General features: G+C 59.9%; 7 protein-coding genes and 2 tRNA genes. 3 read left to right on the top strand and 6 right to left on the bottom strand.

Annotated elements, in window-relative coordinates; all coding sequences use genetic code 11:
• Positions 1-60 precede the first annotated feature (60 nt).
• Positions 61-1854: a primary-amine oxidase gene (locus GG26_RS12895; RefSeq protein ID WP_414391011.1), complete on the bottom strand. Its 1794-nt coding sequence runs from the start codon at positions 1852-1854 to the stop codon at positions 61-63.
• An 839-nt stretch (positions 1855-2693) separates the two neighbouring features.
• Here GG26_RS12895 and GG26_RS12890 point away from each other — a divergent pair.
• The gene (locus GG26_RS12890) at positions 2694-5363 is read left to right on the top strand and encodes a GAF domain-containing protein (protein WP_414391009.1); all 2670 of its coding nucleotides are present in this window, start codon (positions 2694-2696) and stop codon (positions 5361-5363) included.
• Here the strand turns inward: GG26_RS12890 and GG26_RS12885 are convergent.
• Positions 5364-5436: transfer RNA gene (locus GG26_RS12885), tRNA-Arg, on the bottom strand.
• A 157-nt stretch (positions 5437-5593) separates the two neighbouring features.
• Between GG26_RS12885 and GG26_RS12880 the strand changes: the two genes are divergently transcribed.
• The gene (locus GG26_RS12880; protein ID WP_011430201.1) at positions 5594-6040 is read left to right on the top strand and encodes a hypothetical protein; all 447 of its coding nucleotides are present in this window, start codon (positions 5594-5596) and stop codon (positions 6038-6040) included.
• 328 nt (positions 6041-6368) lie between these two features.
• Here the strand turns inward: GG26_RS12880 and GG26_RS12875 are convergent, their stop codons facing one another.
• Positions 6369-6569: a hypothetical protein gene (locus GG26_RS12875; RefSeq protein ID WP_041438291.1), complete on the bottom strand. Its 201-nt coding sequence runs from the start codon at positions 6567-6569 to the stop codon at positions 6369-6371.
• 305 nt (positions 6570-6874) lie between these two features.
• On the opposite strand from GG26_RS12875, the gene GG26_RS12870 reads away from it, so the two are divergent.
• Positions 6875-6948 (top strand) — tRNA-Pro (locus GG26_RS12870).
• Between the two features lie 62 nt (positions 6949-7010).
• Here the strand turns inward: GG26_RS12870 and GG26_RS12865 are convergent.
• From GG26_RS12865 to GG26_RS12855, 3 genes are all read right to left on the bottom strand, one after another.
• On the bottom strand, positions 7011-8324 hold the full coding sequence (locus GG26_RS12865) for a bifunctional folylpolyglutamate synthase/dihydrofolate synthase (protein WP_414391004.1): 1314 nt from the start codon (positions 8322-8324) through the stop codon (positions 7011-7013).
• Between the two features lie 102 nt (positions 8325-8426).
• Complete coding sequence (gene serA, locus GG26_RS12860; protein WP_099812151.1) at positions 8427-10010, bottom strand: phosphoglycerate dehydrogenase; 1584 nt, start codon at positions 10008-10010, stop codon at positions 8427-8429.
• A 203-nt stretch (positions 10011-10213) separates the two neighbouring features.
• Entirely contained in the window at positions 10214-10450 is a 237-nt protein-coding gene (locus GG26_RS12855) for a DUF3148 domain-containing protein (protein WP_041438293.1), read from the bottom strand.
• Positions 10451-10664 lie beyond the last annotated feature (214 nt).

Here is a 10664-nt window from a genome sequence, read left to right as displayed (position 1 = left end):
CGGGAAGTGATTCTCGGAAGCTCCCGTCTACAGCCCGTCAGGGCTTAGCGGGAGAAGATGTCACTTCACCAGCCCTTCCCCACCGGGGTGTTGGTTGGGGTAGTCCCCCGCCGGGAACTTTTCGCCAGGGTGATAGGGTGTGGCCCAGAGGTGGTGGGCCAAATACCCCGCCCGTCGATACAGCCAGGAGTCGGGGTGGGCCAGGAGCTGGACATTTTCTCCTGGGATCAACTTGTAGGCCACCGGCTGCCCCAGGCGATTGTGGCGGTTGGGGTTGACAATCTTCCAGTAGCGCCCCCGCAAGGGATCCACCGTTTGCTTGGCCTCCTGCTCGGCGCTCAGCAGGGTAGAGCGGGCGCGAAAGGCGTTGCCGTGAGGGTTATCCGGCCCCAGAGGCAGAGGTTCTGCATGCACTTCATAGAGGGAGTTGCACGGCCCATCCACCGCCATATCGAGGCGGACAGTGAAAAAGTGCTGGTGGTTGAGGCCAGACAATTGGGGTGCCACCAAGACGCCGAACTCCGGCTCTTCCCCCGGCAACGTAGCGCAAGTGTTGATAATGCCGGTGAGCTTGGCCTCGAACTCCAGGGTGCCATCCTGGTAAAAGTACCAGAAAAAGCCGTAGTCGTAGTTGCCGATGGTGGTAAAGAAAGAGAGCACCAGCCGCCGCGAGCGCCGCACCTGGGCTCGCTCCGTGCGCCAGTCGGTGTGCTTCCAGAGCACGCCGAAGTCTTCTTCGTGCATGCAGATGGCGTTTTTGAGGAGCATGGGCTCGCCGCTGTTGCTGGGCAGCCAGGCATCGAAGTAGTAGATCTCCCCCAGGCAGTCGCAGCCCAGGCGCAGGGAATTGGCCTGCATGCCGATGCCGTATTCCCCCACGTCAAAGGCGTTCTTGCGGCAGTGGGGATCGCGGGGATCGCCGTAGGGCACCACCATCTCGGCTACCGAAGCGCGGCAGAGGATAGGACGAAGCCGGCCCTGATCCTCATAGCCCACCTGATGCAGCACCAGCCCCTCGCGGGGGTTAAAGCTGATGCGCAGATCCCACTTCTGCCAGCGGATGTGATGGCCTTCCACCTGGAAGCTCACCCCTTGGGGCTGGGTAATTTCCAAAGGCTTCAAATCTTGGCGAAACTCTTTGAAGAAGATCTCGTCGAAATTGCCATCTTCCGGGGGCAGAGGCCAGGGGCCGCGATCCTCCACCTTGACCACCTGCATTTGGTTGAGGTCGATCCAGGGGTAGAGGCCCTCGATGGGACGGGCATAGCCATTGTCGTAAGGAGAAGTGCGCAGGAAACACAGGCCCCGCACCAGACGCCGCCCCTCTTCTTCCGGGATCCCAAAGTAGCCCACCGTCCAGTAGTCCACCATCACCCGCTCCACATCGGCAATGCCCCGCCGCTGCAGGGCGGCCAGGAATTGGGGATCCGCCTTGAGCAGGCGGTCGCAGGCGTACACCTCATCGTCCAAAAGGGGCGGCTGCACGCCGGGGACGAGCTGCCAAGAGCACACCTGCTGCCGGGAGAGGGAGACCACCGCCTCATACGTGCTGCCCTCGGCGGGATTCAACAGCACCGCAAACGCCTGCCGATCCCAGGGCTGGCCCGGCTGCCACGCTTCCATCCAAGGTCGCTCCGGCTCCTGCAGTTGGATGGTGACGAAGCGGCAGCGGGAAGCAAGAGGGCGCTCCTGACGCAGGATTTTGACCACTTCCCGGATTTCTTCGCCATTTAGGGGATCCAGAGGGTGGCTGGGCCACTCCAGCCGGGAAGCAGAGCCCCTCGACGGGCGATGTCGATAGCGCTCCGAATCGTGCGGAGCAGACTGAGGACTTCGCGGAAGTTCACAAATCACAGAAATAACCTTGAATTCTACAGAAAATGGATTGACTGGGTGACGATCCGTTGAAAAATGCCGCAGGGATCCCCCTGCCCGCCAGCGCAGGTGTTCTGAGCGAGCTCATCAACCAACCAAAACAGGGCAGGGGAGAATCTCGGCAGCGGGACAAATCGCTCCTCGGCTGGCCGCTGTCGCCAGCCGGCAGTTTCGAGAAACGCGGCCAGCAAGAGAACAGGACCAAAGGATGCCAGGAAGAATGCGGCTTCGTAAATCAGCCAACCGGAGGGGGATCCCCGCCCGCTAACCAAAGGAAGAGGGCAGCCGCGCCAACGCAAACCGAACAATATCGAACAATCGCCAGAAACTAACTATAGGCTTCCGGGGGAAGAGATCCCAGCTCAAAATCAGCAGCAATTGCTTTAGGCCAGACGTGGCACAGGACAGCATAAAAAAGAATAAACGCTTCACGCAGGCTGAGGGCAAACCCACCAAGAAGAGGCTTATCTGGCGCCACTCTCTTTTCAAACCCGAACCCATTTCGGCTTGCCCTAACCCCACCTGTCGGAGGGATCCCCAGGGTTGGGATCCAAGGCGCAACTGCTCATCACTATAGCAGAGGCTCCCCCCTCGGCCACAAGCCCTGCCCCGCAGAGCCCACCGCCGCTTTCGACAACCCCCACCCGCGAATTTGAAGTTTAGCTTGGGTTTAAGGTTCGTGTCCCCCAATACATCCCTGAACAGTGTGCTGAAATTATGCCTAAAGTTAAGGATTTCCGACAGGAGGATCCCCCTAATGAAAATCGTCCACAATGAGGCAGGGCTTCTGGAATAACCAACCGTTTTGGTGGGGGGAGATGGCTTCAACTCGATACCGTCTGGTGCCCGTGGGGCCAGGAGACAGCGGCTTTTATCCAAAGCATCTCTATTTGGCTCTGGAAGCCACCCAACTGGGCTACTGGCAACTGGATCTGCGCAGCGGGGAGCTGAGCAGTTCGCCTCAGTGCAAGGCCAAATACGGACGGGATCCCGGCGAGGAGTTCACCCTGGAGATGTTTTTTGAGCGGGTTCACCCGGAAGATCGCCCAAGGGTGAAGGAAGCTTTGCAGTCGGCGGGGCGCAGGGCGACGGAGGGGGATCCCAACTTTGCCGTCGAGTACCGTGCCTGCTTAGCCAACGGACAGGTGCGCTGGTACCTCTCCCAGGGCATTGTGCTCTTGGGGCCGGAAGGGGATCCCGGCGAGATTGTCGGCGTGACCCTGGACATCAGCGAGCGCAAGCAATTAGAGATCACCTTGGCCGAGCGAGAGCGCCACTATCGCCAGCTCCTGGAAGCCCTGCCCGACATGCTGCTTCGTCTGGATCGCCAGGGCCGATGTCTGGAGTTCAAGCCGCCCAGCCATTTTTCTGTCCCCCATCCCCCTGCCTACTACCTGGGCAAAACTCCTGAAGAGCTGTTTCCTGAGGTCGCCTGCGCCGGTGCGGCAGAGCCCACAGCCCAAGCCATTCGCGAGCATCTGGAGCTGGCCCTAGCAACCCGGCAAGCTCAAGAGATCGAATACCCCTGCCCAGAGGGATCCCCTCAGCCCCAATATCGCCAGGCCCGCATCGTTCCCTTTGGGGAAGATCAAGTCCTGATGATCATTAGAAACATCACCCCTCGTAAGCAAGCCGAGCTGAAGCTGCAGCGGCAATTGCAGCGAGAAAGGCTGTTCAGCCAGCTCATTCAGGCCATCAACGCCTCGCTCGACTTGCCCACCCTGTTTGATGTGGCAGTCCGGGAAGTGAGGGCAGTGTTACAGGCAGCACGGGTTACCCTTTACCAGTACCTGCCGGCTGAGGCTGTATGGTTAGGTGTTGCCAGCTACGTCCAATCGCCTGATTTGCCCACTGCCCTTCACCTGCACATCCCGGATAGTCCAGACATTGTGGCCATCCAATACTTGAAGCAGCTGCAAGTTTTTCATGCGCCGGATCCCGAGCAAGTTTTGGATCCCTTTGCCATTTATGAGAAGCGAGAATACCACCTGGGCCCTTGGCTGGTGATCCCAGTGGCTTGCCAGGGAAAAGTGTGGGGTGCCCTGTCCCTGCGGCGCCTGACCTCAGATCCGGATTGGCAAACCGACGAGATCGAGCTGGCCAAGGCCATTGGGGATCACCTGGCGGTGGCCATTCAGCGGTCAGAACTTTATCAAAAGCTGCAGCAGACCAATGCCGAATTGGATTACCAAGTACGGGTGCGCAATGCAGAGCTCGAACAAGCTTACAACGACGAAGCGCTACTCCAGCTCATCACCGAAGAAATTCGCTCCACTTTGGACGAACAAAAAATCTTGGAAACGGTAGCCCGAGAACTGGCCCTCAGCTTGAACCTATCCAATTGCGCCATTGCCCTGTATGACCCAGAGCGGCAGGTCAGCGTTTTGGCGGTGGACTATTTGGCCGGAGAAGGGATCCGGCGCTTCCCCCTGGAGGTTTCGTTTGCGGATTTCGCCCATGTGCTTCGTCAGCTCCGGCGCGGACAGCTTTGCCACTTCAGCAATCTCCATCACCCCTTCTGGCCCAACCACGACCGCTACACCCTGATCATCGCTCCCATTTGCGACAAAAGGGATCTGACAGCTCAACACGAGGAACTGCTTGTTTTGGGAGATATTTGTGGATCCCGTCCACCGGGGCAGATATTTACCGAGCGGGAACAACAGCTCATCCAACGGGTAGCCGGCCAATGTGCCATCGCCATTCGCCAAGCACGTCTTTATCAGACAATTCAGCGCCAGGTGCAGCAGTTACAGGAGCTCAACCAACTCAAGGATGAGTTTCTGCACATGGTCTCCCATGAAATGCGCACGCCTCTCACCAACATGAAGCTGGCCATTGGGCTTTTATCCAAAGCCAACCTAACCGAGCGGGAAAGGCGCTACTTTCAAATTTTGGAGATGCAGACCAACCGCGAGCTGGAGTTAATCAACGACTTATTGGAATTGCAAGCCCTCCAATCCGGAAACAAAGTCCTCAGACTTACCTGTTTATCTCCCCAGGAATGGATCCCCAATCTTTGCGAGCCCTTCCGGCTGCGGGCTGCGCAGCAAGGCCAACAGTTCCAGGTGGAATGGGATCCCGACCTTTTGCCCCTCTGCACGGATGAGAGCCTGTTGTCGCGGGTGGTGGGCGAACTTTTGAACAACGCCTGCAAGTACACGCCGGCTGGGGAAAGCATCTGTTTGCGCTTTAGCCAGAGCCATCAACAGGGCCGTCCCGGCTGGCTGATCGAGGTGGGCAATACAGGGGTGGAAATTCCTCCAGAGGCGCTGCCCCGCTTGTTTGAGAAGTTTTACCGTATCCCGCAGTTGGATCGCCGCAAGGCCGGGGGAACGGGCCTGGGCCTGGCGTTGGCCAAAAAGGCTATGGAGATCTTGGAGGGATCCCTGACGGTGGCAAGTCACTCTGGCCAAGTCATCTTTCGAGTGTGGTGCCCCTCTCAAAGGCGAACGCCACAAGCCGGGATCCCAGGCGAATCCACCTAGCGCCTTGCGCAGGACTCGAACCTGCAACCATCGACTTAGAAGGTCGGTGCTCTATCCATTGAGCTAGCAAGGCAAGCTGCAGAGCCATTATATCCTTGGAGGAGTTTCCTCTCTGAGGTCGGCTACGCGGCTTAACCCGCTCTCTTAATGCCCCCCAAGGAGCTTCGTTTGGGGATCCCAGTCGCTAAAGTTATCATGACAAGGTCTTGGTTTGGAGAACCGGGATCTCGATGTCATCGCCTCGCGATCCTAGCTCAGTCGAGGAAAAGAAGGCTGCTCGCGGCTGGGGGTCGGAAAACCCTCCCGGCCTGGAATCTCTCTCTCCGCCAGCCAGGCGCCTGTTGCGCCTCTACCATGGCGGCAGCTTCCTCTTTCTGGGCCTGTTGTGGCTGCTGGTCGGGATCCCCAGCCTTTGGGCGCTGCGGGCAGATATTGTTCGCCTGTGGAACCATTTCACCTGGACAGGCCTGCGCTATGCCCTATTTTACCGGCCCGGCTGGCCCACCTTTGGTTTGCTGCTTTGCGTCAGCTTCACGCTGGGGATCTTGATCGCCCAAAGCCGCTACGAGCTGTTTGGGCTCTATCCTATTGAGCGCTTGATGCTGGAGCGCCAGTCCCGCTGGATTTTGTCTTTGCCCGCCTGGCATCCGCTGCGGCGCTGGCTGGCGCGCACTTAAATGCGCGGAATTTCCCACCGTATAGACAGTGGGAAGGGATAGAGCATAATGAGTTTTCGTCTGTAAACTACCCGGCTCCGACCGCCCCCCCTTCCCCCCCAACCCCCCGTATACGGGGGGCAGGGGGGCGGGGGGATAGGGGGGGTTCCTGCGGTTTCTAGCTGAAAATCTGGAGGTGTTCCGTCCAGGGATCCTCATCCTTGGCCGGGAGGGCAATACGGCAGAGCTAGTGTTCGATGGTCGGGATCGCCGCTTCCCTGGCGGGGTTGCTGGCCGAGGTTCTCCGCGAGCAGCAGGTGCTTTAGGCGTTCGCTCGGCCCGGATCCCTTCAGCGCCGTCTGGAGCAGTGACGTAGCAACCAACTGGCAGCAGCCCGATCGCCTTCATCCCAGGCCAGTCGCTCCACGGCCACCATCACCATCGAGGTAATCACAGCCTCGCTCAGGTGGCGGGAACGCAAGCGCTGCACGGCTGAGGTGGCGGCCTCTAGGTCGCGTCTGCGGATTGCACGCAGCAGCTCATCGGACATAGACAAGGCCAACTCGCCCCACTACCTTTCTACCGCAGGAGCCAGAACCTCCCCTTCTCCTTCACCTTCTTGTCAGATAACGCAAAAGTTTGTCTGGCTTCCCCAAAATCTCTTAAAGAACATCGGCGAAATTGTTGGAGAAATCGTTACACTTTCTTCGTCTCTGGCGTACACTACCCGGCTCCGACCGCCCCCCTTCCCCCCCAACCCCCCGTATACGGGGGGCAGGGGGGCGGGGGGATCTAGGGAGGTACAGGGCGGGGCTCCTGCGCTTTCTAGCTGATCATCTGCCATAATTACAAGAGCGGGATGTAGCGCAGCTTGGTAGCGCATCTGCTTTGGGAGCAGAGGGCCGCAGGTTCAAATCCTGTCATCCCGATGGGGCCGGTAGGGGAAGCGCTAGGGGTCTCCGGGCGCTCGGCCAAACTGGTGGCAGGAACCTCAGCAGGCCAGATCCCATCCCAGGCAAGCTTGCATCACCTGGCCCAAGAGGTATAGGGATCCACAGATAACCGCGGGCGGCTCGTCGAGGTCAGCCGGCTGCTGCAGTTGGGCTTGTAAAGCGGCAAGATCCGGCAGCGCCTGGACAGAGCGAAGATGGGGCTGCAAGATCTGGGCCAGGTGGGCCAGTTCTTGCGGATGGGTTCCGGCGTGGCCGAAGAGGGGCAGGGCGAAGAAGCGATCCCCCGGCCGCATCAGGGTGGCGAGCATGCCCTTGACGTCTTTGGTGGTGAGAATGCCCATATACCAGGTAAGGGGGCCGGGCTGGTGCTCATCTAGGTAGCGGCGCAGCGCCTGGGCGGCGGGCAAGTTGTGGGCCCCATCCAGCAGCAGCTGGCGGGAGCCAATTTGCACCCACTGTAGGCGACCCGGCCAACGGGTGAGGGCAAATCCTTTCTCGACAGCGACATCTGGGATCCGCCAACCCTGTTCCTGCAGGGTCTCCACAACGGCCAGAGCTACCGCCCCATTGATCAGTTGCACCTCACCGGCAAGAGGCAGGGTAAGCACCTGATCCCGCCAGCAGACAGTCTGAGGACCGGCCCAGTGCAGGGGCTCCACCACCCGCAGGGGGCTGCCCGTCTGCTCGGCTCTAGCCCGGATCACGGCCATCACCTCAGGGGGTTGGGGCGCGCACACAGTCGGGATCCCCGGCTTGAGAATGCCGGCTTTTTCAAAGGCAATTTGCGCCAGGCTGTTGCCCAGACGCTGCCAATGATCCCAGCCGATGGAGGTAATGGCGGTCACTACCGGCTCGATGCCGGCGTTGGTGGCATCCAGCCGCCCCCCCAGCCCCACTTCCATCACGGCAATGTCCACCTTCTGCTGCCGAAAGTACAGCCAGGCAGCGGCGGTAATGGCCTCGAACTGGGTGGGGGAAGCCTCGCCTGGAGCGTAGGTCTGCAGGCAATCTCGCACTTGGGCCAACACCCGGCTCCAGTCGCCTGGCGAAATGTACTCGCCGCTCAGCCAGATCCGCTCCCGCCAATTGACCAGGTGGGGAGAGGTGTAGCGACCGACGCGATAGCCCGCCGCCCACAGCGCGTGGCTGACCCAGGCGCAGACGGATCCCTTGCCGTTGGTGCCGGCCACGTGGATGGCTGGGATCCCGGCTTGGGGCTGGCCCAGGCGCTGCAGCAAAACCTGCATGCGATCCAGGCTGAGGTCGACGCCAAAGTGGCCTAGCGACTCCAGAAACCCCGGCCAATCCCAGGTTGAGATCCCACCCGTCGGCGGCAAGTGATTCGGACTCAAGCGTTCACCTCAACTCAAGATATCCCCACCAACCCCAGCAAAGAGATTGCCCTCCCCTCTGCTCAGGCCGGTTGCGCACTTCCCCAGTGGCGGCAGAAGCCGTCAAAGGTTCACCACAAAAGCATCGCGAATACCCGGCTGCTTCAACACCTCTTCGATGATCCCATCTGGCAGAGGATCGTCGAGGCTGAGCACCATCACCGCATCGCCGCGGATGATCTTGCGCCCCACCTGCATGCTGGCGATATTGACGTTGTAGGCCCCCAGCAGGGTGCCGATGCGGCCGATGATCCCCGGCATATCCCGGTGCAGGGTCATCAGCATGTTGGCGGAGGGGGGCACATTCACCGGGAACTCGTCGATCTGGGTGATGCGCACCTCCCGCTCCCCGATCAGCGCCCCCGAAACAGAACGCACCCCGTTGGGGCCGTGGGCAATCAACGTCAGGGATCCGGAGTAATCCTTCAAAGAGGGATCTCGCGTCTCCACCACGCGAATGCCTCGTTCCTTGGCCTCGATGGAAGCATTGACGTAGTTGACGCGCTCCCGCAGAGCCAGCGTCAAAAGCCCCTTGAGCGCGGCGATGACGATCGGCTGGCCATCTTTTTCCGCAAGGGATCCCTGGAGGCGGATCTCCAACTGGCTCACCCGATCCCCCGCCAACTGGCCCACTAAGTTGCCCAAAGTTTCCGCCAAGTCCAGGTAGGGCTTGAGGCTTTGCAGCACCTCCGCCTGCAGGCCAGGGATGTTCACGGCAGAACGGGCAGGCAGCCCCAACAACACATCGCGGATCTGCTCGGCTACGTCGATGGCTACGTTGACCTGCGCCTCCTCGGTAGAGGCCCCCAGGTGAGGTGTCAGCAGGATCTCCTTGCCCAAGGAAAGGAGAGGTGAGTCTTTGCTGAGGGGCTCGTCGGCAAAGACGTCCAGGGCCGCCCCCGCAATTTGGCCGGACTTGAGAGCTTCATAAAGGGCTTGCTCGTCCACCAAGCCGCCGCGGGCACAGTTGATCAGGCGGGCGGTCGGCTTCATCATGCGGAAGGTCTCAGCGTTGAACAGGTTAGTGGTCTCAGGGGTCTTGGGGACATGCAGGGTGATGTAGTCTGACTCCTGCACCAAGGTTTTGAAATCCACTAGGCGCACCCCCAGTTGCTCCGCCCGCTCCATCGAAAGGTAGGGATCGTAGGCCAAAAGCCGCATCCCCATCGCCTTGGCAATCTGGGCCACATGGGATCCAATGCGACCCAATCCCACAATCCCCAGCGTTTTTTTGTAGACTTCTACCCCGACAAACTCCTGCCGCTTCCATTGGCCCGCTTTCAGAGAGGCATTGGCATCGGCGATGTGGCGGGAGAGGGCCATCATCAGAGCGATGGCGTGCTCGGCGGCAGCAATCGTATTGCCCTCAGGGGAGTTGACCACCAGGATCCCAGCTTTGGTGGCGGCAGCCACGTCGATGTTGTCCACGCCCACCCCCGCCCGACCGATGATTTTCAAGTTCGTCCCCGCCTCGATCACCTCGCGGGTGACCCGCGTGCCGGAGCGCACCATGATGGCGTCGTAGTTGGGAATGACCGCGATCAACTGCTCCGGCGTAAGGTCGGTTTGCACATCCACCTGGGCCACTTGGGAGAGGATGTCGATCCCCGCCTGATCGATGGGATCCGTGACGATAACTCTGGGCATAAGCGACGATAGCCTAATCGGATGTAGGGCAACAGAAGCAGAAGAGCCAATACTGCAAGCTAGGCTGGATCCCAGCCACCCTGTTGACCCAACCTCAGCCGGCACCCTTTAATCTACCGCGAAAGTCCGCCGGCACGCGCAAGACCCGCAGCTCCCAAAGAGCAAAAGTCCCAGTCTCCTGAGCTCCGGCGGAGATGGGGCGCTCACGGGCGGGATCCCACAAGAGCCAGGTACTTGCCGTCAATTAAAAAGATGCCATTGGCAAACTGCACACTGTAGGTGCCCAACAGCCGCCGCTGCAAGATCACCCCTTGTTCGTGCAGCCGAATCAAATGGGCGGGGCGCAACATCGGCATCGGGTCAGCCGTTTTCAAGTAAGGAGGCATCTCTACCACCTCAACCCTCGCCCCCACCGGCAGCAAATCTTGAGCTTCAGACATGACCCCACAAGCATCGACGCTACACAACAAAAGGATAGCTTGGTAGCCCCGCACTTGAGTGCAGGGCGGAAAAGCCCGCTAGCCACTTTAGTCGCTTACCCATGATGGGGGTCGTTGATATAGTTTCATAGCTCAAACAACCTGTCCCTGACTTCTCCTACCAAGACCTCTTTCCTTACTCTTTGGCCAAAAAATAAGATAAACAACCGCTAGC

Source organism: Synechococcus sp. 'PEA 65AY6A-5F PE A', from assembly GCF_047462575.1.
Classification (GTDB): domain Bacteria; phylum Cyanobacteriota; class Cyanobacteriia; order Thermostichales; family Thermostichaceae; genus Thermostichus.
This window is presented reverse-complemented; position numbering and strand designations above follow the sequence as displayed.